Origin of the sequence: Enterococcus sp. DIV2385, from assembly GCF_051711925.1 — a bacterium.
In the GTDB taxonomy this organism is placed as follows: domain Bacteria; phylum Bacillota; class Bacilli; order Lactobacillales; family Enterococcaceae; genus Enterococcus; species Enterococcus faecalis.
Map to the genome: position 1 here is coordinate 2,575,765 of NZ_JBIONV010000001.1, position 25,097 is coordinate 2,600,861.

Consider the following 25,097-nt stretch of genomic DNA (forward strand, 5'->3'; position numbering starts at 1 on the left):
TTTTTATCAATGTTAATTTACAGCTCATTGTTTTTTCATAATTTTATAGAATTATTCCATAAAAAGCAAGATAAAATAACTTTTTTCGCAGTTATTTTTTTACATGTATGATTTTTTTTACAAAAATATGTGTAAAAATAGCCTTATTGCTTAATAAAATAACCATTATGTACGCAAAAAAAGTCGATTAACAGGAATGTTAATCGACTTTGTCTTATTATTTTTTATGAATTACTCACAATATAATCTACAGCGGCACCAACTGTTTCAATTTTTTCTGCATCTTCATCTGAAATCTCTGTTCCAAATTCATCTTCAAGTTCTAAAACAAACTCCATTACGCTAATTGAGTCAGCGTTCAAATCATCTTTAATGTTTAATTGATCTGTTACTTGATCCGCTTCAATATCAAAGTGGTTTGAGATAATCTTCGCTACTTTTTGAAGTACTTCTTCACGAGTCAACTGTATTCACCTCCACTGCTTTTGAAAAAAGGTTCTTTCTTTTACTAAAACGCTAAGATACATTGTACTCACAATTTGGGTATTTGTCCATCTTTTTTTCATTTGAGTAACAAACTGATGTCAAGACAATTGCAAATTACTCTGCTTTGCCTTCATAATATTCCACTAATTGTGGGACAACTTGGGTTTCTAACATTGTATGAATTTGACGAATGGTGTAGCGGACGGCATCAGGACCCGTGGCCCCATGCGTTTTAATGACTGGCGCTTTTAAGCCAAATAAAACCGCTCCCCCATGTTTTGAGTAGTCCATTTCGTCTTTCATGCCACGCAACGCATTCTTTAATAATAAGGCGCCCATTTTTCCTTTGACACCTTCAGAAAGAATCGCTGTTTTCAGCAAGCTCATCATGTTCATAGCTGTGCCTTCGATGGATTTTAAAACGGCATTTCCTGTGAAGCCATCTGTCACCACCACGTCAGCTACGCCATTTAATAATTCTCGTGCTTCAACGTTTCCGACAAAATTAATCGTTTCATCTGCTGCTAACAATTCGAAGGCTTTTTTCGTTAATTCACTGCCCTTTGTTTCCTCAGTTCCGTTATTTAATAGACCGACACGAGGATTCTGAACGTTCCGAACTTTTTCAGCATAGAATGAACCTAAAACGGCATACTGAACCAAATGTTCTGGTTTATTGTCTGCATTGGCTCCTAAATCTAACATGTCAAACCCTTTGTCTGGTTCTCCCATGACAGGTAAAGTTGACATCAAACCGGGCCGTTCCACATTTTTGATGCGGCCGACAATGAACAGACCCGCTGCTAATAGCGCTCCAGTATTGCCTGCAGAAAAAATCGCATCGGCTTCTCCATTTTTGACTGCTTGCGCTGCTAAAACCATGGAGGCAGTTTTCTTACGACGGATTGCTTTAACTGGCTCATCGTCACTAGCAATTTTTTCATCGGTATGAATAATCGTAATGTTTTTTTCATCGGTGATGTATTTTTTTATTTCGGCTTCTTTTCCATATAATTGAAATTCAATGTCTGGGAAGTCTTGTTTGGCTAGCATAACCCCTTCAACAATTGCTTGTGGGGCGTTATCTCCACCCATTGCATCTACAGCAATTTTCATGAGTGATTCCCTCCTACTTTTTTGTTTCCTAACAAGTATAACATATTTTTTTCAAAGAAATACGCATTGGCTTTTACTTTCTGGCTTCAAAAATTACCTCTTCTAATCGAAAAATTGGGCTGCCTCATCTTGGGGTTTCACTCGATTGGCTAAGCCTTGATAAGCAGGATATTGCCACCACTCTTTCACTTGCCATAGGGCACTTGCTTCTTGGCGCGCAACTTCTAAAATGTTAAAGTCCGTCACGATATCTCCTACCGCAAATTGAGGCACCCCTGATTGCCGTGCACCGAACACTTCCCCAGGTCCGCGAAGTTCCAAATCACGCTCACTCAAGACAAAACCATTGGTGGTTTCTGTCATGATTTTCATACGCTCAACGCCCATTTCATTTTTCGGATTGGCCACTAAAATACAATAAGATGCACTGGAGCCACGCCCCACACGTCCCCGTAACTGATGTAATTGTGCTAACCCAAACCGGTCCGCATCCATAATTAACATCACTGTGGCATTTGGTACATTCACGCCAACTTCAATAACGGTGGTAGAAACCAATAATTGCAGCTGATTGTCTTTGAACTCCTGCATAATGTCATCTTTTTCTTGGTTTTTCATTTTACCATGTAGTAATCCCACTTGATATCTTGGGGAATAAAAGCTTTGCATATGTTCAAAAATTTCTGTTGCGTTTTTCACATCTAAGGCTTCTGATTCTTCAATCAAGGGACAAATAATATAGGCCTGATGTCCTCGAGCTAGCTCTTTTTCCATCCATTCTAAAACAGTATCTAACTGCGGCGGCCGAATCCAACGTGTTTCGATTGGAATCCGTCCAGCTGGCATTTCATCGATGATTGATACATCCATTTCGCCATAGGCTGTAATGGCCAGCGTTCGAGGAATCGGAGTGGCCGTCATAAATAAAACATCTGGTTTTAAGCCTTTTTCTCTTAATATTTTTCTCTGGTTCACACCAAAACGATGTTGCTCATCGGTGATTACCAAACCTAATTGATGGAAACTGACATCTTGTTGTATCAAAGCATGGGTCCCTACCACAATGTCAATCTCGCCATTGGCCAGTTCTTCGAGGATTAGACGACGTTCTTTCGTTTTGGTGGAACCTGTTAATAAGGCCGTTCGCACTTCTAATGGATCAAACAACTGCTGTAAGCTTTCCATGTGTTGCTGCGCTAAAATTTCAGTCGGAACCATTAACGCCCCTTGAAAGCCAGCGGTCATGGTGGCGTATAGCGCAATCGCAGCCACTACCGTTTTCCCACTCCCCACGTCACCTTGAAGCAATCGTTGCATATGCTTCGGACTTCGCAAGTCTCGACAAATTTCATTGGTCACTTTTTTTTGGGCGCCTGTCAATTCAAACGGCAGTCCTTGGGTGAACGTTTTTAAGCGATCCACGTCATATTGAATGGCTAAACCATTTTTTTCCGCTTTTTCTTGTTTCTTCAATCCTTGCATTTTAAGTTGGAAAAGGAAAAACTCTTCAAAGACTACTCGCCGTTTGGCTTGATGGCTTTCTTCTGGATTACTGGGAAAATGCATCGCCCACATTGCTTCTTTTCTAGGCATCAAGCGGTACTTTTCTAATAAATCATTCGGTAAAATCTCTTCAATCAGCGAACCATACTCTTCAAAAGCAGTGCGGATTAACTGAACCAACGTGCTTTGGCGGACTTTTTTATTCACATGATAAATGGGGGCGAAATCTTCATTGTCTCCTTTAGAAGCTAAGATTTTCATGCCATTTAATGATTTTCTCTTGGCATCCCACTTGCCATAAACAGCAATTTCTTCGGAAAGAACTACTTTGTCTTTTAAAAAAGGTTGGTTGAAGAAGGAAACATTAATGACCGCATGTTCCTGCATCATTCGAAACGTTAACCGGCTCTTCTTATAACCGTACCGACTAACGACTGCTTCCGAAACCACTAGCCCTTTTAGCGTAACTTTTTCCTGATCCTGAATCTCGCTTAAATCCTTTTCTTGGATATCATCGTAGCGGAAGGGATAATACGTCAATAAGTCTTCAATTGTAGCAATCCCCAGTTCTTGTAAATTTTCAGCACGTTTTGGGCCAACACCGGGTAATACGCTGACTAAATCTGTGATGTCCATAAAATCCCCTCCTCATTAATATACGCAAAAAAATGGATCATTCATTAAATAGGCTGGTTCATTAGCCCTAACTAATGAACCAGCCTATTCGTTTTTATTTTTCCATCACGAAAACCTATTCTGCTGAGAATAAGTATGGATACACAGGTTGTCCACCTTCATGAAGTTCTGTTTCTAGTTCATCGTTTTCAGAAACTAAAATAGCGATTAGCTTTTCAGCTTCTTCAACCGAACCATCTTCGCCGACAATAATTGTCACGATTTCAGTGTCTTCATCAATCATGCGGTTCAACGTGTCTAATGATGCATTAAAACGATCTGCTTCAGAAACGACGATTTTACCATCAATCATTCCTAAGAAGTCATCTTTTTTAATTTCAACGTCATCAATGGTTGTGTCACGAACAGCTGTGGTTACTTGACCACTCACAACGCTGTCTAACATTTCCGTCATACTTGCTTTGTTTTCTTCTAATGATTGTTGATCATTGAAAGCTAACATTGCTGTCATTCCTTGAGAAATGGTTTTAGATGGAACAACCGCTACTGGTACATCGGCAACTTCTGCTGCTTGATCAGCCGCCATAAAGATGTTTTTGTTGTTTGGTAAAATAATGACTTGCTCTGCATTCACTTCTTTGACTGCTTTTAAAATATCTTCCGTACTTGGGTTCATTGTTTGGCCACCACTAATAATGTAGCTTGCACCTAAACTTCGGAATAATTCTTGAACGCCTTCACCGGCTGCAATAGCAATCACAGCAAACGGTACGCGAACTTTTTCAGTCAACGCTTCTTGCTGAGCATCGCGTTCAACTAACGTTTCATGTTGTAAACGCATATTGTCTACTTTTATTTTTACTAACGAACCAAATTTTTGGCCGTAGTTCATCACTTCACCTGGATGCTCAGTGTGCACGTGAACTTTGATAATTTCGTCATCGTTAACGACTAATAGAGAATCGCCTAGTTCATTTAAGTAGTTTCTGAATGTTTCATAATCAAAAGCGCTGTCCACGGTTGGGCCTTCGCCGATACGAACCATAATTTCTGTACAATAGCCAAATTTAATGTCTTCTGTCGCAACGTGGCCACTAACACCACGGTGATGTTCAGCATTAACCATTTCGTCCATTTCGGCAGGACTTGGTTCATACGTTTCAGTTGGTAAAAATTCACCACTAAGCGCTTCTAAAAATCCTTCATAGATAAATAGTAGTCCTTGACCCCCGCTATCTACAACGCCGACTTCTTTTAGGACAGGTAATAAATCAGGTGTTTTCGCTAAGGCACGTTTAGCACCTGCTACAACAGCTGTCATAACTTCGATACAGTCATCTGTTTCTTTCGCTTTACGTTCACCAGAACGCGCCGCTTCACGAGAAACAGTTAAGATTGTTCCTTCAACGGGTTTCATCACTGCTTTATACGCTGTTTCTACACCATGTGTAAAGGCAGCGGCCAAGTCTTTGGCATTTAATGTTGTAACCTCAGGAATTTGTTTTGAGAAGCCGCGGAATAATTGAGATAAAATAACCCCAGAGTTTCCACGAGCACCCATTAATAACCCTTTGGATAACGCACCTGCTAATTCTCCTACTTTTTCAGAGCGAGAATCGGCCACAGCCTTTGCACCACTGGTCATTGATAAGTTCATATTTGTTCCTGTATCACCATCGGGTACAGGGAAAACGTTTAATGAGTTGACATATTCTGCATTTGTGTGCAGACGAGTCGCACCTGCCTGGACCATTTCCTGGAACTGACCTGCGCTGATTTCTGTTACATTCACCTAAAAAATCCTCCTTCAGATTTACCGCTAACGGCAACACACGACTTCCTTGTGCAATTGCATCGTTGACAGTACACTACCTCTAATCCGGTAATACACGAACTCCTTGAACAAAAACGTTAACTGAATTCGCAGTGACACCTAATAATGTTTCAAGATTATATTTTACTTTTTCTTGGACGTTACGAGAAACTTCAGAAATTTTTGTACCATAACTAACAATCGTGTAGACATCCACTGCGATTCCGTTGTCTTCTTGACGAACAACGACACCACGTGAGTAATTCTCACGACGTAAAATATCGTTTAAGTTATCTTTAATTTGATTTTTGCTTGCCATTCCGACAATTCCGTAAATATCTGTCGCAGCTCCGCCAACTACTGTAGCGATCACATCATTGGTAATCTCAATGGTACCTGCGGGTGTTTGAATTTTTACAGCCATTGATGAAAGCCTCCTTATAAGAGCACATTCGCCCTATTTTCTTCCATAACATTTTATCATATCCAGCCTTTAATTAAAAGGAAGTTCGTCAGATATTTTCATTCTTCCACTTCTAAGTGAACATTCTAGCAAGATTTCAATTTACTCTTTTTGATTGCTAAAGTCAAATCATAGAAAAAAATCTTCTTGCAAATCAGTGCCTAATATGATAAATTAAGTTAGTATGAGCTGAATATTATCGCTCCAAGATCAAGGCAAAGGAGGAAACTTAAAATGGCAAAAGTATGTTACTTCACTGGTCGTAAGACTTCAAGTGGTAATAACCGTTCACATGCGATGAACTCAACAAAACGCACTGTGAAACCTAACTTACAAAAAGTTCGCGTATTAATCGATGGTAAACCTAAAAAAGTTTGGGTGTCAACTCGTGCTTTGAAATCTGGTAAAATCGAACGTGTTTAATAAACTTAAATAAGCAAAGCTGGACGTTCGTTGTTCGGCTTTTTTTATTGCATAAAAAAAGAGGTTGGACCTTCATCGCATTGATGAAGGTCCAACCTCTTTTTACTTGTCTTTACTTTGAATAACCGCAATCATCCCTGCATCGAAGGAAAAAGCAGCGGCTTCTTCGATAAATTCATTACTTGCATACGATGTTGGGTAAGGAACATCTTGATTGGTTAATAAATATTTACTGCGTCGTAGCGTCAAGTTTTCTACAGGCGTCAAACAGCAGTATGCCAGATATTCTTTATCTGGCTCTTTTGGTACGATATACGAACCAGGGGCGTAATACTGGATGCTATTTTGACGATCGCATAGACGGATTTGACGAAGTACGCCTTGAAATCGTGGTTCAAAGGGTAACCAAAGATTGGCTAACAGGTGGTCAATTCTGCCCCCTGTCGCACCGATAATCGTCATCTCTGCTTGTGGAAATCGTTGTAAAGCTTCTTGAAGCGCTAATTGTGTATCTGTATCATCTTTTTCAGCAGGTGCTTGAATGAGTGTTTCGGCAGTTTCTTGGACAAAATGGTATTCTTCTCGTGATAATGAATCAAAATCGCCCACCGCTAATTGTAACGGTAAATCGGCCTCTAATAAATGGAGACAGCCGCGATCAATACCTACGAAATAATCATACGTAGCTGGTTCAATGGTTGGCCAATCACTTGGATTGCCGCCAGCTACCAGTAAGACACGACTCATTTGTCTAGCACTGCTCTCAGTGCATCGATTCGTTCTTGAGGATTTTCAGCATTATAAATGTAGGAGCCTGCAACAAACACTTCTGCACCGGCTTCTTTGCAGCGTGCGGCAGTTTCAGGAACAATCCCGCCATCGACTTCAATTTCATAGGTGTATCCTTTTGTTTCTTTCCATTCTTTTAATTGAGCAATTTTTTCTAGTGAGTTTTCAATAAATGATTGTCCGCCAAAGCCTGGATTGACAGTCATTACCAAGACTTGATCTGCCAAGTCTAATACATTTTCAATCATCGAAAGTGGTGTCCCAGGATTGATGGTTACGCCAGCTTTCACACCTGCATTTTTAATCATTTGTAAGGCACGATGAATATGGGGTGTTGCTTCTTGATGGACAGTAATAATATCCGCACCGGCTTCCGCAAAGGCATTGATATAGTTTTCAGGTTGTACAATCATCAAATGAACATCCAATGGTAGTTTTGTCACTGGACGAATCGCTGAAACGATATTCGGTCCTAAGGTAATGTTGGGCACAAATTGACCGTCCATGACATCAACATGAATATAATCTGCTCCTAATTCTTCTACTAAACGGATATCTCTTTCTAAATTGGCAAAATCGGCACTTAAAATGGATGGTGCTAGTTTCATTTGGCTCGCTCCCTTTATATTTGCTATGATTTTTTCTTATAAACAGGTCGTCGATTCTCGATTTCCATTAAAAACTGTAAATAATTTTCGTAACGACTCGTCGCAATGGTTCCCGCTTCCACTTGACGTTTCACTTCACAACCAGGTTCTTTGTGGTGCATACATTCACGAAACTTACAGTGAGAGGCCGCGGCAACAAATTCAGGAAATTGCTTTGGTAATTCCACTGCTTCCATCTCCAAGAAATCGATGGCACTAAATCCTGGTGTATCAGCAACCAAACCGTCGTATAACGGAATCAATTCCACGTGACGGGTCGTATGTTTGCCCCGTCCTAAAGATTGGGAAATTTCCGCAGTTGCTAGTTGTAATTCTGGTGAAATTTGATTCAACAATGTTGATTTTCCAGCGCCTGATTGTCCCATAAAAACAGTCAACCGTTCTGGGAAAAAGCGTTCTAATTCTTTGGTGGCTTCTACGTCTTCCGAAGCGATTACCGCATAACCTAACGCTTCATAAATCTGTTTAATTTCAGTGACTTCTTGACGTTGCGGCTCATCTAATAGATCAACTTTCGTTAAATAAATAACTGGTTCTATATCCTTATACTCTAAGCTGACTAAGAAACGATCCAACAAATTAAACGAAAAATTTGGCGAAACCATACTCATGACAACCACACCTAGATCCACATTTGCAACAGGCGGGCGCACTAATTCATTTCGTCTTGGTAAAATTTCCAACACATAACCATCTGTTAAATTATCGCTTTCAAAAAGTACTTCATCTCCCACGAGTGGCGTAATTTTTCGATTACGAAAATTCCCTCGCGCTCTTGTTTGATATGTTTCTCCATCTGCGTATACATAATAAAAACCGCTTAACGCTTTTCTGATTTGACCTTTCAGATAAACCACTCCTAACTACTTTCGAATATACAGGATAGTGGCAGAGAAATCAAGGGAGCCTCTCGATTCTATTAATTAAAAAGAGCCTAGGACATAAGTCGAAATGACTTACCTTCCTAGACTTAAATCTTAAGATAAATGGCGAGACAGGAGCAGCTTCTTCTTATTGCTGAGAAACACTATTTGAAAAGCAAATAGATGTTAAACAGTACCTACTTGGTTCTTGAAGCTAAACCCTCCTGTCCCAACCTCTTGTCTTAATTACTCGTACTACTTTCACTAGTGGTGCTTTTTGAATCATTTGCTTTTGAATAATAAACTGTAACAGAGTCGCCTTTTTTGACTTTGCTGCCAGCGGATGGGCTAGTTCGTTCAACGACTTGGCCATCGCCAGAGCCAGATAATCCTTGTTCATTGATTTTAAGGCCAGCGTTATTGATGCTGTCTTCTGCAGCTTTTGGCGAATAACCTGAAATATCAGGAACAGTTACTGAGTCACTGCCTTTGCTGACATGTAAAGTAATCGTGTCATTTTTCGGATCAACAGCGGTACCAGAAGCTGGTTCTTGACTAATCACGGTATCTTTTTCAACTTTGTCGCTTTCTTCGTCCACTCGTTTAATTTGAGATTCTGGAATACCTAAAGCAATTAAGCGACTTACCGCATTATCGTAAGAAATTCCGCTATAATCAGAAAGTGTCACTTTGTCGCTACCTTTACTTACATATAACGTCACTTGGCCATTTTTAGGTGTCACGGTGCCACCTGGTGCGGGGTCTTGCGTAATGACTAAACCTGGTTCTACCGTATCGCTTGCTTGGTCGACACGCGTAATTTGAGATTCAGAAATGCCTAACTGTGCCAGTGCATTTACTGCATTTGTGTAAGAATAACCGGCGTAACTAGGCAAAGTAACCGCTTCTGGTCCTTCACTGACCGTTAAAGTGACTTTGTCTTTTTTCGGATCAACTTTTTTACCTGCAGCTGGTTTTTGTTTAATAATGTTATCTGTAGACACAGAATCACTGTATTCTTTTTTCGTTGTAATTTGGTCTTCTGAAAACCCTAGTTTTTTCAAGGCTTCGACAGCAGATTCATACGATTCGTTTGTATAATCGGCCATCTCAATTTTTTCTGTTCCAGAGCTGATATATAAAGTAACAGATCGGCCTTTTTTCACAGATGATTTTGCTTCGGGGTCTGTTTTGACCACCTTGCCTTCTTCAATCTTATCATCGGGAATTTTTTTGGTTTCACTATCGACTTTCAGCCCGGCACTTTGTAGCGCTTGTGAAGCGTCCGCTTTCGTTTCATTTGTAACATCAGGAACTTCAACGTCTTTACCACCCGACATAGCAAAGGCTAAGCCACCTATTGCTAAAGCAATTAATGCCGCAATTGCTAAGCCAATCCACAATTTTTTACGGTTTTTCTTCGGTGGTTGTTCAGCTAAAATGTCATCTGCGATATCTTCTGGGACTTCGACAGGCGTTGTCTCTTCCGGTTCAGCGATGTCTTCGGGAATCGGAGTTAATACTTTCGTTTCTCCTAATAAAGCCGTTGGTTCCCACGCAGGTTCGTTTAAACGACTGGCTGACAAGGACGTGTATAAGTCTTCTGCCATCTCATTCGCTGTTTTGTAGCGATCGCTTGGGTCTTTTGCGGTTGCATGACGAACCACATTTTCCAATGATTGAGGAATCCCTGGATCAAACATTTTGACAGAGGGAATTTCTTCTTGAAAATGTTTTAAGGCAATCGTTACGGCTGATTCACCATCAAAAGGTACATTCCCTGTTAGCATTTCATAGAGAATAATTCCCACAGCGTAAATATCTGATTGGTTGGTCGCCATGCTTCCGCGCGCTTGTTCTGGCGATAAGTAATGCACCGAACCTAACATTGTGTTCGTTTGCGTAATTGACGTTTCTGACAAGGCAATCGCAATCCCAAAGTCAGTAATTTTGACTGTGCCGTGTTCGTCAATCAGAATGTTTTGCGGTTTTAAATCCCGGTGAATAATTCTATGTTCATGTGCCATTGCGACAGCAGATAAAATTTGTTGCGTAATGTCCACAACTGTGGAATAAGGAATTGGGAAATGCGTTTGGATGTACCGTTTTAAGTCCATTCCTTTCACATATTCCATGACTAAATATTGTAGTCCATCTTCTTCGCCTACATCGTACACACTGACGATATTCGGGTGAACCAGCTCAGTTGCGGCTAGTGCTTCACGCTGAAAACGTCGGATGGCGGCTTGATCGTTTTGGAAGTCAAAGCGCAAGACTTTTACTGCAACGTCTCGGTCTAAAATTAAATCGTGTGCTAAATAGACGTTGGCCATACCGCCGCTTCCGATGCTGCCAATAATGTGATATCGACCATTCAGCTTCTTGCCGATTTCTATCATTGGTTTTCCTCCTTCTGTTCGTCAAAGTGTATCACTAACACGGTAATGTTATCTAAACCACCTGCTTCATTTGCTTGGGCAACGAGTTGGCTTAATTTGGATTCTAAGGGATCTGACGTCTCTAAAATTTCTAAAATTTTTGTCTCAGGAACCATATTGGTTAAACCGTCCGAACATAACAGTAAATAGTCATTAGGCAGCCATTCATGATTGGTTACATCGACTTCGACAGTGCCAGGCATTCCCAAAGAACGTGTTAGGACATTTTTTCGTGGATGATTTGCAGCCATCTCACGAGTAATCTCCCCTGATTTTACTAGTTCATTCACTAAAGAATGATCTTCTGTTAATTGTAACATGTGTTGGTCACGAACTAAATAAGCACGACTGTCCCCCACATTTGCTAAGACAAATGAATCCGGTAAAAGGATGGCACCAACCACGGTTGTCCCCATTCCTAAATACTCTGGTTTCGATTGTCCGCGTTCATAAATTTTTTCATTTTCCTTTTGAATTGCTTGAATTAACCACTGTGCAGATTTTTCAGCTGAGTCGACAGACGCATTGGACCAACTCTCACCTAAATTATTGACTGCCATTTGGCTAGCGACATCACCTGCTTGGTGACCACCCATGCCATCTGCTAAAACAGCAAAGGTTATGTGTTGTTGGTTCTCAAAAACGTTGGCATAATCTTGGTTCGTATTTCTTTTGCGACCGACATCTGATTGAACGTTGATTTCCAAATTATTTCACCTCATTTGAACTAACTTTCCGCATACAGCAAATAAAGAAGCCATCTGTCATGTATTGATGGGGATACAGAACCAGTTCTTGCTCTTTTACTACTGCTTGGACATTTTCATTTGCAACAATTTCAATTTTTTCAAATTCAGGGTGTTTGGCTAAAAAGGCTGCCACCACTTCCTGATTTTCTTCTGGCGTAATAGTACAAGTGCTATAGACCATTATACCCCATTGTTTTAGTGTTGGGGCAACACTTTCTAAGATTTCTAACTGAATTTTAGGTAAATTTTGAAAATCATTGGCCGTTTTATGGTATTTAATGTCTGGTTTACGGCGCATCAGCCCTAAGCCTGAACATGGCGCATCAACTAAAATCCGATCAAAGGTTTCTGCGGGAAATTCTTCTGCCACTTGTCGCGCATCAAGCTTTTCTGCTTGGACGACATCCGCCACATGGAGGCGCTGCGCATTTTCATTAATTAGCTTAATTTTGTGCGCATGAATATCTAAAGAAGTCACACGACCACCTGCTTCAGCCTCTAAAAAAGTTGCGATATGAGTCGTTTTGCCACCAGGAGCCGCGCAGGCATCCAAGACACGATGATGCGGTTCAATTTGCATCGCTGGAGCCACGAGCATAGAGCTTTCATCTTGAATGGTTAAACAACCGTTAATAAACAGTTCACTGCCAGCTAAGTAGCCTTTTTCAGCGACAACACCATAAGGGGAAAGTTGACTTTCCTTCGCGGCAATCCCTGTTTCTTGTAATTCTTCCAGCGCTTCTTCTCGTGAAATAAACCGTGTGTTTACTCGGCCACTCGCATGGCTTTTTTCAAATAATGACAAACCCAACTGCCGTGTTTCTTCTTCGCCTAATTGGGCAAGTAATTTTTCTGTTAACCAACGTGGCATGCTAATTTCCGTGGCTAAACGATCAACTGGATCGCTAATTGCGGCCAAACTAGGTGCTCCATTTCGTTGGAACGCCCGCAGCACGCCATTCACGAATTTACCAGTCCCAGGATTGCCACGACGTTTGCCAATTTCAACCGCTTCATTAATGACTGCATGATCGGGCACTTTATCTAAATAAAGTAATTGATATAACGATAAAATCAATAAATTTTTCACCCAATTATCGACTTTTTGCGGTTTCTTAACAAATGGTGTTAAGTAGTATTCCAACAATAATTTGCGACTAATTGTGCCGTAGACAAGTTCTGTAAACAAGCGGCCATCTTTCTCGCTTAGTTCTGATTTTGTCATCATTTCATTAAGTAAAAGATTGGAGTACGCCCCACCTTTATCCACACGTTCGATGGTTTCTAAAGCAACGTATCGAACAGAACGTTTTAATTTCTTGGGGATTTTTTCAGCCATTTTTGTTAGTCCACCTTATCTTTTTCTGCGACATTTTGACCAACGCCATTTAAAAATTCTTGAATCGTTAATTGACCTTTACCTGCTGGTTGCAGGCGATCAATTTGAAGGACTGTCCCTTCACCACAAGCAATCCATAGCGCTTTTTTACTACGTTGGATAATCGTTCCTGGGGCGCTAGTTGTTGTTTCAGTCAGTGGTGTCACTGCCCAAATTTTCCAGTTGGTCCCTTGATAGGTTGTGAACGCTGTTGGCCAAGGACGCATACCACGCACTTGGTTATCAATTGCCTCAGCAGTTTTTTGCCAGTCAATTCGTTCTTGTTCCCGGGTAATATTGGGTGAAAAAGTAGCCTCTTCTTCCACTTGTGGAATAGGCGTAATTTTGCCAGCAATTAGCTTAGGTAACGTCTCTAATAAAAGTTCTTTTCCTAGAATACTTAATTTTTCAAACATAGTGCCTACATCGTCTTGTTTCGTAATCGGAATTGCACGTTGTGATAAAATCGCGCCAGCATCCATTTTTTTCACCATTTCCATAATCGTGACGCCTGTTTCTTTTTCTCCTTCAATAATCGAGTAATGTACAGGTGCGCCGCCACGATATTTTGGTAAAAGTGAGGCATGGACATTAATCGCACCTAGTTTGGGCGCTTTTAAAATTTTCTCTGGTAAAAATTGTCCAAAGGCTGCTGTCACAATTAAATCTGGTGCTAAGTCAATCACTTTTTCCATTTCAGGAGAACCTGAAATTTTCTCTGGTTGTAAGACTAATAAGTTATGTTTTAAAGCTGCTTCTTTGACAGGCGTTGGGGTAATCACTTTTTTTCGGCCAACTGGTCGATCTGGTTGCGTGACAACCGCTTGAACGTCATAGCCTGCCTCGATTAAACTTTCTAAAATCGGAACAGAAAAGGCTGGTGTGCCCATAAATACAATTTTAGTCATCAAAATGTTCCTCCATATACGCTTCTAAATCTTCTGGTGCAATTTTCTCAATCATTTTATCGATAAATAACTCGCCATTCAAATGATCAATTTCGTGTTGAAAAGCTCGAGCTAAATAGCCGTAAGCCGTAACTTCCATTTCTTCACCTTCACGGTCAAAATAACGGACAGTCACTTCATCTGCTCGTTCAACGGTTCCATATGTTTCTGGAATACTTAAACAGCCTTCCACATCAATACTGGTTCCCTTTTTTTCAATAATCACTGGATTAATTAGTTCAAAACGACCAGATTCTTCATCGATTTCAATCACTGCCATTTGCAAATTTTTACCAATTTGCGGGGCTGCTAAGCCAATCCCATCATGGGCCAGCATTGTTTCATACATATCCTCTAGTAACTGCACAATTTCATCGGTAATAATCGTCACAGGTTGAGCCTTCATTTTTAAGTGTTCGTTCGGGTGAATCACAACTGGATAGCGCATAAGTGCTCCTTTCAAAGCTGTATTTTTTAAATAAAATTCATGGGTTCTGCATCAATGGAAAGCTTTAAGCCACGAGCCGTTGCTCGTTGTGTATCGGTTAAAATTTCTTTCAATAATGGTTGAAGCATTGGTTCTTGTTTATACTTGATAATCACTTGATAAAAGTATCGATTATTGACACGCATAATTGCGTTGGGTGTTGGTCCCAACAAAATAGCTTGCGGCGATAAGCCTTGTTTTAATTTCGTCGCGATTTGAAACATTTGTTTCGCTGCTTCATTTTCTTCAGGATGGCTAGCCGTAATTTGGACCGTAAAATAGTACGGCGGATAATCCCCACGATGACGAATATACATTTCTTTTGTATAAAAATCTTCATAATCTTGGGCTTTTGCCAATTGTATCGCATAATGCTCGGGGTTAAAAGATTGAATGATGACTTCCCCCGGTTTTTCAGCGCGACCAGCGCGACCGCTGACCTGTGTCAATAACTGGAAGGTCCGTTCACTAGAACGAAAATCGGGTAAATTCAAGGCGGTATCAGCATTTAAGACACCGACTAACGTCACATTTGGAAAGTCCAGTCCTTTGGCAATCATTTGTGTGCCTAATAAGATATCCGCTTGTCCTTCACCAAATGTTCGCAAAATCTTTTCATGCGCACCTTTGCGACGGGTCGTATCAACATCCATTCGGAGAATACGACTTTCTGGTAATAACGTTTGTAATTCTTCTTCTACTTTTTGTGTGCCTGTTCCGTAGTAGCGAATTTTATCTTGGCCACAGTTAGGACAGCGATAAGGAATCCGTTCTTCATGCCCACAATAATGACATTTCATTGTTTTACTATCCATATGCAAAGTTAAGGAAATATCACAATTCGGACACGGCAACACATAGCCACAATCGCGACACATCACAAATGACGAATAGCCACGGCGATTAAGTAGGAGAACACTTTGTTCGTTTTTCTCTAAGCGTTCTTGGAGTTTTTCTTGCAACGACATGGAAAAAGAAGAGACATTGCCATTTTCTACTTCTTGCCGCATATCCACTACATCAATCGTAGGCAAGGTTGCCGCTTGATTGGCACGCTGTGTTAATCGTAACCGCTGATAAACATTTTTTTGTGCGCGAGCGCGTGATTCCAAGGACGGCGTGGCACTACCTAAAACAACAGGGCAATGATGGTACTCCGAACGCCAAATCGCTAAATCTCTCGCGTGGTAGCGGGGGGTTTCTTCTTGTTTATAACTTGCCTCGTGTTCTTCATCAATAATGATCACACCGATGTTTTCGATTGGCGCAAAAATGGCAGAACGCGCACCAACCACAACTTCCGCTTCTCCTCGTTCAATCTTCCGCCACTCATCATATTTTTCACCTTGCGATAAGCCACTGTGCATTACAGCAACATGTTCGCCAAAGCGACTTTTAAAGCGTTGCACCATTTGCGGAGTTAAAGAAATTTCAGGAACAAGCATAATGGCTGTTTTGCCTTGGTTAAGTACTTCTGCAATGACCTGTAGATAAACTTCTGTTTTCCCGCTTCCTGTAATACCTTCCAATAAGTAGGTTTGGCTTTGCTGTTCTTGGACCGATTGTAAGATTGTTTCCACAGCCACCTGTTGTTCTGCATTCAAAGATAACGCAGTCGTTTTTTCAAACGTCTGATTAGCAAACGGATCACGATACGCTTCTTTTTCAACGAACGTTAACCAACCATTTTTGGCCGCTTCATTTAAAAGTGCGGTACTGAAACCTAATTCTTTCATTTCCTTCACGGCGGTGACTTTTTCAGTACCCAAGCGTTGTAAATAGTAAAGAAGTTGCTCTTTCTTCTTGGCTCCCTTGCGTAAACCCAAACGAATTTCCTCTAATTGTTCAAATTCCTTAGCGGCTTGAATAAAGCGGACCATTTTGACTTTATTTCTCGTCGTAACTTCGTAGCGAATATCGACTTTTTGCTGTTTACGCAACGCCATTAGTTGAGGCAAAATCCCCCGTTCTTGCGCTTGGTCCCACGAAATTTCCTCTAAACCATAAAATAACTGATCTTGTAATTCTTCAGAAAGCTCATCCGTTAAATAAATATATTTTTGGTAATCGGCACGCATTACGCTAGGCAACATGGTTTGCAAACAAGTGATTTTAAAGGCAAACGTTTTTTCCTTCATATAATCAGCTAAAGCCAACATTTCTGTATTTAAGACAGGTTTTAAGTCCAATACCGCCACTAGTTCTTTCAACTGAACGTTGGCTTCGTCAAGAACCGTTGCAGCCATTGGTTCAATGGCTAAAACAAACCCTTGAACATGCCGATTACCGTTACCAAAAGGCACTTCTACACGCATGCCGACAGCCAATTGCTCATTTAAATTTTCAGGAACTAAATAAGTGAATGGTTGATCGGTTTGCATCGTTGGTACATCCACAATAACTTTGGCTACTTTTTGCATGGTGCGTCCTCCTTTTTATGTAAATTCTCTTTGCCTATTGTACTAAAGATTGACTGATTTGTCTTGTGTGTCTCGTTGGCACCTTTCAGAATAAACGAAGAGAAAGCCTCTGAAATAGACAGACGGCTTTCTCCATTCGTTGACAATCATTCAATTAATTTTTTTCGTCACGTAAACGGTTTTCTAATTCTTTTTGTTCTTGTTCACGTTGGCGTTTGCGTTCTTCACGTTCAATGCGTAGACGTTCGCGTTTTTCTTCAGGATTTGGATCACTGATCACTGTTCCTGCTTCGATTTCTTCTAACGCACGACCCACACTTTTTACAGAATCAAAGGATTCAACGGTTGGTTGAACGCCTTCATCTAATTCATGCGCACGTTTGCTTGCTAAAATAACCAAAGAATATTTTGAAGGGACTTCTTTTAATAATGAGTCAATTGACGGTTTTAACATCATAAGGCTACATCTCCTCTAACATTTTAATATATTTTCCAATTACACGGTCAACACGGAAGTGCTCACTCGCGATAATGTCTTTAATTCGTTGCACGGCTAAAGGAACTTCATCATTCACTACCGCATAATCATACAGCGCCATCATTTCGATTTCTTCTCTGGCCACAGCCATTCGTTCTTCAATCACAGACATTTCGTCTGTTCCGCGGCCAATAATTCTTGATTTTAATTCCGCTAAATCGGGGGGTGTCAAAAAGATAAATACGCCATCAGGCACTTTGTCTTTGACTTGTTTAGCCCCTTGGACTTCGATTTCTAAAAAGACGTCTTTGCCTTCATCTAGCGTCTGGTTAACATACGTTAATGGTGTCCCATAATAGTTACCAACATATTCCGCATATTCCAACATTTCTCCAGCTTCAATCATCGCTTCAAATTCTTCTCTTGAACGGAAATAGTAATCTACTCCATCCACTTCGCCTTCTCGCTGTTTCCGAGTGGTCATTGAGATTGAATATTGAAAATCATTTTCTTCACTGTCGAAAATAGCCTTTCTTACAGTCCCTTTCCCCACTCCTGAAGGACCTGACAATACGATTAATAACCCGCGCTCTGACATAACGACTTCCTTTCAAAACATAATTTCACAGTATTAGTTCTATTTTGCACTTTTTTTCTGCAATTTTCAAGACTTTCTTGGAGATTCACTGAAAAAATAACATTTCTTCTTTAATTTGGCTTTCATAACTTGTTCTTTTTTTAAACAAATTACCTAGAATTCCTATACAGGCAGCCATTTTTTAAGTAAAATGAAGTGATGACTCCTTTAGGATGAAAAAAACGTGAATAAGAAAGGACTGAGAAACATCGCACGAATTAAACCATTTACATTGTTTCTGCTAGGCTTAGTTGTCAGTTGTGGGGCCTTTTTTGCCCAACCTACTGTGACTCACGCAGAAGAAGATATTACCGCAATTGCTAAAAAAATGGGGACAACCCTGAAAGCGGATGGCATTCCCAAAGCAGCCATCGTTGTTGATGCTGATTCTGGAGAAATTCTCTGGTCGCAGCAACCAGATTTAGCGTGGAATCCTGCCAGTATTGCCAAAGTGATGACCATGTACTTGGCCTTTGAAGCAATGGAGCAAGGAAAATTTACAATGGATACGACTGTGACTGCTACGCAAAAAGATGTCGATATTTCTAAAATATACGCCATTAGTAATAACAAAATTACGTTAGGTGTTGCTTATCCAGTCCGTGAACTGTTAAAAATGATTGCTGTCCCCTCTTCTAATGTGGCGACTCTCATGTTGGCAAATTTAATTTCAGGGAACCAGCCTACTGACTTTGTTCATTTAATGAACCAAAAAGCGGCTGAATTAGGGATGACAAATACTACCTATTACAACTGCAGTGGGGCGCAAGCAAGTGCCTTTAACGGCCTGTATCAAATGCAAGGAATTGACCCAAATGGCGATAACGTCTCTACAGCTAGAGATTTAGCTTCACTAACCTATCATTTTCTGAAAAATTATCCAGAAATTTTAGAAATCACCAATAAACCAGTGGTGAAAACAATGGTCGGCACGCCTTACGAGGAAACGTTTGAAGCGTACAATTATTCTTTACCAGGCGCTAAGTATGGTTATCAAGGCGTGGATGGTTTAAAAACAGGCTCTAGTCCAACAGGCGGCTTTAACTATATTGCGACTGTCAAACAAGGAGATTTCCGTTTAATTGAAGTCATTTTAGGCGTTGGTAATTGGCAAAACCAAGATGGTGAATACGAACGGCATGTGGCTGGGAATGCTTTGCTGGACTATGCCTATACGACATACGAACGCAAAAAACTTTTAGACAAAGGGCCACAAACCATTGATCATAAAAAAGTCACTTTGGCTAACGATTTATACGGTGTCATTCCCAAAGGCAGTCAGCCTACCTTTAAATTAGTAGCAGGGCAGGTGCAAGTCGACACGCCTTTGACATTGTTAAATAGTACTGTTCAAGCGCCGAAAGTGGCTTACCAAGAAGTTAAGCCAAAACAAACAACAGCTGAAGCTGCGGAAGAATCAAACGAACATTCTGGGGATACCACCGTTGCAGAACCGAATCATTTTATTCCCAAATCGATTGCCACAAGTGTTTTAGTCCTTTTCGGGCTGATTTTCTCAGTAATTACCCGTCAGCTTCAAAAACGTTTAGAACGTCAGAAAAAACACGGCAAAGAAAGCAGTAAAACTGCATCCATGCGGACAATCTTTTTAAGTGCCGCAGTTCTTTCTTTCCTATGCGCCGTTGGCTTGTTTCTTTTATTCTAATTAAAAAAAATACCACCAAGCGTGAAATGCTTGGTGGTATTTTTTATAAGCCCATATTAGAAAGCGTATTGACCACGTTCATCAATTCATCGCGACGACGAACTTGTTTGTCGACAGGGCCGTCAACTTCTTTCACGTCAATGCGAACAACAAAGTGACGATTCAAAGTAACAAACGTGTCTTCGTTAATTTGGATATTTAATTCTGTTTCAGAATAGCTTGCACAAGCATCTTGCCAGACGTCAAATGGTTCTCTGTCTGAAGCGACTTCTGTTTTTACCACAGAACGACCACTTAATTCTTGAAAGGTTACATCATAAAATTTAGTCATTGCTTTCACCTCTGTCATTTATTCGTTACTTCTATATTATAGCGTTTTCTGGAAAAACACGAAACCATTTTCTCTATTCGACATTTTGAATTTGTTCACGAATCTTTTCTAAGGTTGTTTTCATTTGAACGACACTATTTTTTATTTCAATTGAACTTGATTTCGAACCAATCGTATTGACTTCACGGTTCATTTCTTGAATTAAGAAATCTAGTTCTCGGCCCACTGGTTCTGTTTCGTCAAGCAACTGATGCAACTTATCAATATGGATATCCAAACGATCTAATTCTTCATGAATATCGCCTTTTTCCAATAAAATGGCCATTTCTGTTAATAAGCGTGTTTCATCCACTTGGCTACCTAACCATTCGTTTAATTTCGCTTCAAAACGTTGACGGTATTCTTGTTCAAAAACGCCCACAAACGCTTGCAGTTCTTGAATTGATTGGGTCAACACTGCTACATAGTCAAGCAGGACTTGTTTAATTTGCGTTCCTTCTTGCACACGGCTTTGGTCAAGACTAGCGATGGCTGCTTCAAATGCTTGAACAAGAAATGGTTCAAATGTCTGATCAACGATTTCTGCTTCCACTATTTCGACAAAATCATTTTGCTTTAATAAATGGTTGACCGTGTCCCCTGCATCAAACGTTGCTTCTGGATAGTTTTCCTTTAAATGTTGATCTACCGAAGTTAATAATTGATCAATTAAGTCCCACTGCACGCGCACTTCTTTTTGATTGTTGCCGATTTTTTGGAGATTTACATAGACTTCCACACGTCCACGTTTTAACGTGCGTTTGATTACTTGCCGAATCACCAGTTCATAGGCATTCAGTTCCTTTGGCATACGCAATTGAATATCTAAAAACCGCTGGTTGACACTTTTGACTTCGATATCCAATTGATAATTTTCATTTTGAATGGTCTTTTTTCCAAATCCAGTCATACTTTTCATTGACAGGGTGCTCCTTTTACATGGATTTAATTGTTTTGCTTAATTCAGCAAATTCTTCGTTAGTTAAGGTGATGCCTTTACCCATTTTTTCGTGATCAGGGGCCCACTCACGCAAATCAAATTTTGGTGGACGACCATTCCAACTAATTAAATTCAATTCTTTACGCCAGCCACGAGCATTCTCAGATAACACAGCGACTTCTTCTAAAATTTCATATGAAAATTCTTCTTTCATAACATTCACTCCTTGTTAGTATTCCTTAGGTTATTGTACCATCTTTTCCTCGACACTTAAAATACACATCTCTTTTCTATCACCCTGTCTATATAAACATACGCAACTTTTTCAAAAAATCAGTAAAAAAAGCGACAACTGCTCGTTTCAATCGTGTCAGTCACCGCTTCTCTGTTTATTCTTTTTCTGTATAAAGATCCACCACTTCAAAACTTTGGCAAACTAACAACATGTCGGGATAAAATTGTAGCTGATAGGGGGCCAGTTCTTCTTTAAAGAACCGCGCATGCTCTTCATACCAATAATCCAACGTCAAATCTCCTTCACCTTCCGCTTGCGCAAAAGATTCTGAGACCTTGTTCATGGGCATAATTTCAACTTTGGTTGTTCGAATAATAGCCAGCGGTTGAGACTGACCATCTAAAATTATGTCGTATTGACCAGCTTTAGGGAGTTGTTCTTCTTCCATCTTATAAATATCTAAAGAAGAACATGTCGCTGTCTTACGACCAGAAACAACCAATTGACCCAAACGATTACCCATCTCAGAAGAGCCATCACCAAACATCCACACATCGGGCATCAACATATCTAATTCATGTTTATCTAAAAAGTTTTGCCAGAACACTTCTACATTTTTTAACATCCTTTGCTCTCCTTTTTATTTTTACTTCACGCAACCTTCTTTCACTAATTATACATAACTGATTGCTTTTCTCCTATACTATTTTTACAAAATGAAAACTAAAATAATGTCAGTAGTATTTGGACAGAAAAAAAAGAGGACTAAGTAACAAAACTTAGCCCATCTTTTTATTTTGCTTGTCGTTCTTTGATTTTCGTAAGTAAAGATTGAACATGCTGGCGTGCCGAAGCTTCATCTTCTTGAAGCATCTTTTCCGATAAAATAAAGGAACCGCCCACTGCTAATACTTCTTTTGCTTCCACATACTCTATAAAGTTTGTTTCATCAATCCCACCAGTTGGTAAAAATTGAACATCATAAAACGGGCCACTTAAACTTTTGATGGCTTTTAACCCACCGTAAATATCGGCTGGGAAAAATTTAACCACTCGTAAGCCATACGCCAGCGCTCGCTGAATCTCCCCAGGCGTAGCTGTTCCTGGAAAAATAGGCACCTCATTTGCCAGACAAAAATCAATGACTTCTGGAACAATCGCTGGGGAAACAATGAACTGTGCACCGTTCGCTACTGCCTCTTGTGCTTCTTTCAAGGTTCGAACAGTTCCTGCGCCTACTATTAAATTCCCTGAAGCAGCAAGTTGTTTGATGGCAGGCAAGGCCAGCTGACTCCGAAAAGTGACTTCAATAAACGGTAATTCGTTTTCTACTAAGACTGATTCTACTTGTGGCAAATAGCGTAAATCTGTTGCAGTGTATAGTGGTAAAAGTTTACATGTCGCTAATTGTTGATACAGTTGATTTTTTTCAACTTTTGTTTCCATTCTGTCACTTCCTATTTTGTTTGGCTTTGGTTGCTTCGTACAGTCCTTGAATATAGGTCAACCCCATTGCTCGATCATATAAACCATAACCAGGCATCGCTTTTTCATCCCAAATTGCCCGCCCATGGTCAGGGCGAATAACGCCTTCATACCCTACGTCTACCAGTGCTTGCATTAATTCCGCCATATCTAACGAACCAGCGACACTAGGATGCGCCGTTTCTTCAAAACGATGCTCGCCTAAATACTTCACATTGCGGAAATGAACAAAATTAATTCTGTGACCTATTTCACGAATCATAGCAGGCAAATCATTCGTCGGATCCGCACCAAGGGAACCTGTACAAAATGTAATCCCATTTGCTGGTGAGTCCACTAAGGAAAGAATCCGTTTTAAATCCGCTAAATTTTTAGTGATTCTTGGCAAACCAAAAATTTCCCAAGGTGGATCATCGGGGTGAATCCCCATTTTGATATTTTCTTCTTCACAGACAGGAATCACACGTTCTAAAAAGTAGCGCAAATTTTCGACCAAATCTTCTTCCGTTACGCCGGCATACATGGCTTTCAATTCTTGAAATTGTTGCAAACGCTCCTCTTCCCAACCTGGTAACCGGAATCCTTTTGACTGACTGTGAATTAATTGATACATGTCTTCTGGCTGCATGTTCTCTACCACAGCTTGATCAAATAACAACGATAAGCTGCCATCTTCATTCTCATACGCCAAGTCCGTTTTAGCCCAACCAAAAATAGGCTTGAAACTATAGCACACTAAGGAAATTCCGCATTTCCCCAAGTTACGCAACGTCTGGCGATAATTATCAATATAGTGGTCTCGTTGATCCGTTCCCGCTTTAATGGCATCATGAATAGCGACACTTTCAATTCCTAAAAGTGCCAATCCTTCTTGTTCTACCGATTGTTTAAGTGCCTGAATTTCGGCTACAGTCCAAACATCGCCTGGTAGTTTATTTAACAAGGTACCGACAACGCCAGTAATTCCTGGAATCTGTCGAATGTGTTTTAATGGAATGGCATCGCCTGCCGCTCCGTACCATCTAAATCCCCATTTCATTGCTTTCACCCTTTACTACATTCTTAAAAATCATCGTCCTCATCCTCTTCATCCTCAAAGGAAGTCATAGAAATATCCCATGCTTGCACACTTTCTTTGCCTTGCGCAACAATCGCTTGCGCCGCTTCAGCAATCGGTGTGCCCAATAATTGATGGTTTATCGCTTCTAAGACCATTGGTAGGTTGGTACCACTCACCACAAAGATTTTCTTTTGTAGAGCTGGTTCGAGTTCGTTAATCACCAAAACTGCCTGATTGTAAGGACTCGCACTTAATAAGTCAACCATGACCAACACGCCATCCCCTTGTTGGACGTTCTCAATCGCTGTTTTAATTTGCCCGCCTAGTGCTTGGACATCGTCGCCACTATTTAGATTAACGGTTTCGATATTTTCGGTTGCGCCCATAATCACGGTAGCTGCGTCTTTCGCACCGTCACTTAGTGCACCGTGTGTAGCAATCACAATCCCTAACATAAAAGTTCCTCCTTCAGTTCAGTGGCTTGAGTCATTACTTCAAACAGTCATGCAATGACTCAAGCGACTGGCCTTTTTTATAAATTAAATTTGCCTAAAACCTCTTTTAAACTAGTTTTTGGTGCAGAAGGCGTTGCTTGGAAATAAATATCTTCTACGCCATACACCTCATGTAGTTCTTTTAATTTTTCGGCATCTTCTTTGTTTAAATAAACTGATTTGGTTACTAATAAATCTTTTTCTGGATTCTTCTGTGCAATACCGCCGATGTTTAACTCCTTCATAGGGACTCCGTGTTTTACTAAGTCATAAATTACAGAGACGGTTTTAGCGATTAAAATACAGTTGTACTCTTTGAATTGGTATTCATCCCAATAAAATTTGGCTTTTTCCGGCGTAATGACAATGGTTTTTTGTCCTGTCCGACTGCCTGCACTTTTGTATAAATCACGCATAAATTTATCCTTTGCCACCACTTCATCGACAACGAAAATGGAATTAACGCCACTTTTTTGGGACAAGGTCACCATCACTTGTCCATGAATTAATCGTTCATCTACTCTTGCTAAATTTACTACGCCCATCTGATTCA

26 protein-coding genes are annotated in these 25,097 nt (G+C 40.3%); 2 read left to right on the forward strand and 24 right to left on the reverse strand.

Annotated elements, in window-relative coordinates:
* Nucleotides 1–224: 224 nt before the first annotated feature.
* From acpP to IGM04_RS12460, 5 genes are all read right to left on the reverse strand, one after another.
* Nucleotides 225–464 carry an acyl carrier protein gene (acpP, locus tag IGM04_RS12440; protein WP_002354939.1) on the reverse strand — a complete coding sequence of 80 codons (240 nt, stop codon included), beginning with the start codon at nucleotides 462–464 and terminating at the stop codon, nucleotides 225–227.
* Nucleotides 465–600: 136 nt separating this feature from the next.
* On the reverse strand, nucleotides 601–1,602 hold the full coding sequence (gene plsX / locus IGM04_RS12445; RefSeq protein WP_002354938.1) for a phosphate acyltransferase PlsX: 1,002 nt from the start codon (nucleotides 1,600–1,602) through the stop codon (nucleotides 601–603).
* 102 nt (nucleotides 1,603–1,704) lie between these two features.
* Nucleotides 1,705–3,741 carry an ATP-dependent DNA helicase RecG gene (recG, locus tag IGM04_RS12450; protein ID WP_002372822.1) on the reverse strand — a complete coding sequence of 679 codons (2,037 nt, stop codon included), beginning with the start codon at nucleotides 3,739–3,741 and terminating at the stop codon, nucleotides 1,705–1,707.
* 115 nt (nucleotides 3,742–3,856) lie between these two features.
* Nucleotides 3,857–5,533, reverse strand: a complete 1,677-nt coding sequence (locus IGM04_RS12455) for a DAK2 domain-containing protein (RefSeq protein WP_002354936.1) — start codon at nucleotides 5,531–5,533, stop codon at nucleotides 3,857–3,859.
* A gap of 82 nt (nucleotides 5,534–5,615) precedes the next feature.
* The gene (locus IGM04_RS12460) at nucleotides 5,616–5,978 is read right to left on the reverse strand and encodes an Asp23/Gls24 family envelope stress response protein (RefSeq protein ID WP_002354933.1); all 363 of its coding nucleotides are present in this window, start codon (nucleotides 5,976–5,978) and stop codon (nucleotides 5,616–5,618) included.
* A 273-nt stretch (nucleotides 5,979–6,251) separates the two neighbouring features.
* On the opposite strand from IGM04_RS12460, the gene rpmB reads away from it, so the two are divergent.
* A complete protein-coding gene (gene rpmB, locus IGM04_RS12465) occupies nucleotides 6,252–6,440 on the forward strand; it encodes a 50S ribosomal protein L28 (protein WP_002354928.1) in 189 nt (62 codons plus the stop codon).
* Nucleotides 6,441–6,542: 102 nt separating this feature from the next.
* On the opposite strand, the gene IGM04_RS12470 is transcribed toward rpmB, so the two are convergent.
* The 11 genes from IGM04_RS12470 to gmk all read right to left on the reverse strand — a co-directional run bounded on the left by IGM04_RS12470 (nucleotide 6,543) and on the right by gmk (nucleotide 18,255).
* Nucleotides 6,543–7,187 (reverse strand): thiamine diphosphokinase, encoded by a 645-nt coding sequence (locus tag IGM04_RS12470; protein WP_002361010.1) that lies wholly within the window; start codon nucleotides 7,185–7,187, stop codon nucleotides 6,543–6,545.
* Nucleotides 7,184–7,837 carry a ribulose-phosphate 3-epimerase gene (rpe, locus tag IGM04_RS12475; RefSeq protein ID WP_002354925.1) on the reverse strand — a complete coding sequence of 218 codons (654 nt, stop codon included), beginning with the start codon at nucleotides 7,835–7,837 and terminating at the stop codon, nucleotides 7,184–7,186. Before rpe ends, IGM04_RS12470 begins: the two co-directional genes overlap by 4 nt.
* 23 nt (nucleotides 7,838–7,860) lie before the next feature.
* Nucleotides 7,861–8,754, reverse strand: coding sequence for a ribosome small subunit-dependent GTPase A (gene rsgA / locus IGM04_RS12480; RefSeq protein ID WP_002359046.1), 894 nt, complete (start codon nucleotides 8,752–8,754; stop codon nucleotides 7,861–7,863).
* 248 nt (nucleotides 8,755–9,002) lie between these two features.
* Entirely contained in the window at nucleotides 9,003–11,159 is a 2,157-nt protein-coding gene (gene ireK, locus IGM04_RS12485) for a serine/threonine protein kinase IreK (protein ID WP_002365367.1), read from the reverse strand.
* The gene (locus IGM04_RS12490) at nucleotides 11,156–11,905 is read right to left on the reverse strand and encodes a Stp1/IreP family PP2C-type Ser/Thr phosphatase (RefSeq protein WP_002354922.1); all 750 of its coding nucleotides are present in this window, start codon (nucleotides 11,903–11,905) and stop codon (nucleotides 11,156–11,158) included. The genes ireK and IGM04_RS12490 overlap by 4 nt, the downstream gene beginning before the upstream one ends.
* A gap of 1 nt (nucleotide 11,906) precedes the next feature.
* Nucleotides 11,907–13,286: a 16S rRNA (cytosine(967)-C(5))-methyltransferase RsmB gene (gene rsmB, locus IGM04_RS12495; RefSeq protein WP_086318145.1), complete on the reverse strand. Its 1,380-nt coding sequence runs from the start codon at nucleotides 13,284–13,286 to the stop codon at nucleotides 11,907–11,909.
* A 5-nt stretch (nucleotides 13,287–13,291) separates the two neighbouring features.
* Nucleotides 13,292–14,233, reverse strand: coding sequence for a methionyl-tRNA formyltransferase (fmt, locus tag IGM04_RS12500; RefSeq protein WP_086318144.1), 942 nt, complete (start codon nucleotides 14,231–14,233; stop codon nucleotides 13,292–13,294).
* Nucleotides 14,226–14,720 carry a peptide deformylase gene (gene def, locus IGM04_RS12505; RefSeq protein ID WP_002371656.1) on the reverse strand — a complete coding sequence of 165 codons (495 nt, stop codon included), beginning with the start codon at nucleotides 14,718–14,720 and terminating at the stop codon, nucleotides 14,226–14,228. Before def ends, fmt begins: the two co-directional genes overlap by 8 nt.
* A 26-nt stretch (nucleotides 14,721–14,746) precedes the next feature.
* Entirely contained in the window at nucleotides 14,747–17,179 is a 2,433-nt protein-coding gene (gene priA / locus IGM04_RS12510; RefSeq protein ID WP_086318143.1) for a primosomal protein N', read from the reverse strand.
* Nucleotides 17,180–17,333: 154 nt separating this feature from the next.
* Entirely contained in the window at nucleotides 17,334–17,636 is a 303-nt protein-coding gene (gene rpoZ / locus IGM04_RS12515) for a DNA-directed RNA polymerase subunit omega (protein ID WP_002354916.1), read from the reverse strand.
* Between the two features lie 4 nt (nucleotides 17,637–17,640).
* A complete protein-coding gene (gene gmk, locus IGM04_RS12520) occupies nucleotides 17,641–18,255 on the reverse strand; it encodes a guanylate kinase (RefSeq protein ID WP_002354915.1) in 615 nt (204 codons plus the stop codon).
* Between the two features lie 223 nt (nucleotides 18,256–18,478).
* On the opposite strand from gmk, the gene IGM04_RS12525 reads away from it, so the two are divergent.
* Complete coding sequence (locus IGM04_RS12525; protein ID WP_002403258.1) at nucleotides 18,479–19,960, forward strand: DUF1958 domain-containing protein; 1,482 nt, start codon at nucleotides 18,479–18,481, stop codon at nucleotides 19,958–19,960.
* A gap of 43 nt (nucleotides 19,961–20,003) precedes the next feature.
* Here IGM04_RS12525 and IGM04_RS12530 read toward each other — a convergent pair whose 3' ends face one another.
* From IGM04_RS12530 to IGM04_RS12565, 8 genes are all read right to left on the reverse strand, one after another.
* On the reverse strand, nucleotides 20,004–20,309 hold the full coding sequence (locus IGM04_RS12530; RefSeq protein ID WP_002383233.1) for a hypothetical protein: 306 nt from the start codon (nucleotides 20,307–20,309) through the stop codon (nucleotides 20,004–20,006).
* A 55-nt stretch (nucleotides 20,310–20,364) separates the two neighbouring features.
* Complete coding sequence (locus IGM04_RS12535; RefSeq protein WP_086318142.1) at nucleotides 20,365–21,249, reverse strand: YicC/YloC family endoribonuclease; 885 nt, start codon at nucleotides 21,247–21,249, stop codon at nucleotides 20,365–20,367.
* 16 nt (nucleotides 21,250–21,265) lie between these two features.
* Nucleotides 21,266–21,484 (reverse strand): YdbC family protein, encoded by a 219-nt coding sequence (locus IGM04_RS12540; RefSeq protein WP_002381076.1) that lies wholly within the window; start codon nucleotides 21,482–21,484, stop codon nucleotides 21,266–21,268.
* A gap of 175 nt (nucleotides 21,485–21,659) precedes the next feature.
* Nucleotides 21,660–22,130, reverse strand: coding sequence for an ASCH domain-containing protein (locus IGM04_RS12545; protein WP_002354908.1), 471 nt, complete (start codon nucleotides 22,128–22,130; stop codon nucleotides 21,660–21,662).
* Between the two features lie 167 nt (nucleotides 22,131–22,297).
* Entirely contained in the window at nucleotides 22,298–22,951 is a 654-nt protein-coding gene (locus IGM04_RS12550; RefSeq protein WP_002354907.1) for a bifunctional 4-hydroxy-2-oxoglutarate aldolase/2-dehydro-3-deoxy-phosphogluconate aldolase, read from the reverse strand.
* 4 nt (nucleotides 22,952–22,955) lie between these two features.
* A complete protein-coding gene (gene uxuA / locus IGM04_RS12555) occupies nucleotides 22,956–24,029 on the reverse strand; it encodes a mannonate dehydratase (protein ID WP_033600546.1) in 1,074 nt (357 codons plus the stop codon).
* A 23-nt stretch (nucleotides 24,030–24,052) separates the two neighbouring features.
* Nucleotides 24,053–24,505 (reverse strand): PTS sugar transporter subunit IIA, encoded by a 453-nt coding sequence (locus IGM04_RS12560; protein ID WP_002354905.1) that lies wholly within the window; start codon nucleotides 24,503–24,505, stop codon nucleotides 24,053–24,055.
* Nucleotides 24,506–24,582: 77 nt separating this feature from the next.
* On the reverse strand, nucleotides 24,583–25,089 hold the full coding sequence (locus IGM04_RS12565) for a PTS system mannose/fructose/N-acetylgalactosamine-transporter subunit IIB (protein WP_002354904.1): 507 nt from the start codon (nucleotides 25,087–25,089) through the stop codon (nucleotides 24,583–24,585).
* Nucleotides 25,090–25,097 lie beyond the last annotated feature (8 nt).

Coding starts and splice junctions, on each gene's coding strand:
- IGM04_RS12550 (WP_002354907.1), bottom strand. CDS start 22,951: ATGGAAACAAAAGTTGAAAAAAATCAACTGTATCAACAATTAGCGACA.
- priA (WP_086318143.1), bottom strand. CDS start 17,179: ATGCAAAAAGTAGCCAAAGTTATTGTGGATGTACCAACGATGCAAACC.
- fmt (WP_086318144.1), bottom strand. CDS start 14,233: ATGACTAAAATTGTATTTATGGGCACACCAGCCTTTTCTGTTCCGATT.
- IGM04_RS12460 (WP_002354933.1), bottom strand. CDS start 5,978: ATGGCTGTAAAAATTCAAACACCCGCAGGTACCATTGAGATTACCAAT.
- recG (WP_002372822.1), bottom strand. CDS start 3,741: ATGGACATCACAGATTTAGTCAGCGTATTACCCGGTGTTGGCCCAAAA.
- IGM04_RS12530 (WP_002383233.1), bottom strand. CDS start 20,309: ATGACAGAGGTGAAAGCAATGACTAAATTTTATGATGTAACCTTTCAA.
- IGM04_RS12470 (WP_002361010.1), bottom strand. CDS start 7,187: ATGAGTCGTGTCTTACTGGTAGCTGGCGGCAATCCAAGTGATTGGCCA.
- def (WP_002371656.1), bottom strand. CDS start 14,720: ATGCGCTATCCAGTTGTGATTCACCCGAACGAACACTTAAAAATGAAG.
- IGM04_RS12545 (WP_002354908.1), bottom strand. CDS start 22,130: ATGTTAAAAAATGTAGAAGTGTTCTGGCAAAACTTTTTAGATAAACAT.
- gmk (WP_002354915.1), bottom strand. CDS start 18,255: ATGTCAGAGCGCGGGTTATTAATCGTATTGTCAGGTCCTTCAGGAGTG.
- IGM04_RS12540 (WP_002381076.1), bottom strand. CDS start 21,484: ATGAAAGAAGAATTTTCATATGAAATTTTAGAAGAAGTCGCTGTGTTA.
- rpmB (WP_002354928.1), top strand. CDS start 6,252: ATGGCAAAAGTATGTTACTTCACTGGTCGTAAGACTTCAAGTGGTAAT.
- IGM04_RS12535 (WP_086318142.1), bottom strand. CDS start 21,249: ATGAAAAGTATGACTGGATTTGGAAAAAAGACCATTCAAAATGAAAAT.
- IGM04_RS12565 (WP_002354904.1), bottom strand. CDS start 25,089: ATGGGCGTAGTAAATTTAGCAAGAGTAGATGAACGATTAATTCATGGA.
- plsX (WP_002354938.1), bottom strand. CDS start 1,602: ATGAAAATTGCTGTAGATGCAATGGGTGGAGATAACGCCCCACAAGCA.
- rpe (WP_002354925.1), bottom strand. CDS start 7,837: ATGAAACTAGCACCATCCATTTTAAGTGCCGATTTTGCCAATTTAGAA.
- rpoZ (WP_002354916.1), bottom strand. CDS start 17,636: ATGATGTTAAAACCGTCAATTGACTCATTATTAAAAGAAGTCCCTTCA.
- uxuA (WP_033600546.1), bottom strand. CDS start 24,029: ATGAAATGGGGATTTAGATGGTACGGAGCGGCAGGCGATGCCATTCCA.
- rsmB (WP_086318145.1), bottom strand. CDS start 13,286: ATGGCTGAAAAAATCCCCAAGAAATTAAAACGTTCTGTTCGATACGTT.
- IGM04_RS12560 (WP_002354905.1), bottom strand. CDS start 24,505: ATGTTAGGGATTGTGATTGCTACACACGGTGCACTAAGTGACGGTGCG.
- ireK (WP_002365367.1), bottom strand. CDS start 11,159: ATGATAGAAATCGGCAAGAAGCTGAATGGTCGATATCACATTATTGGC.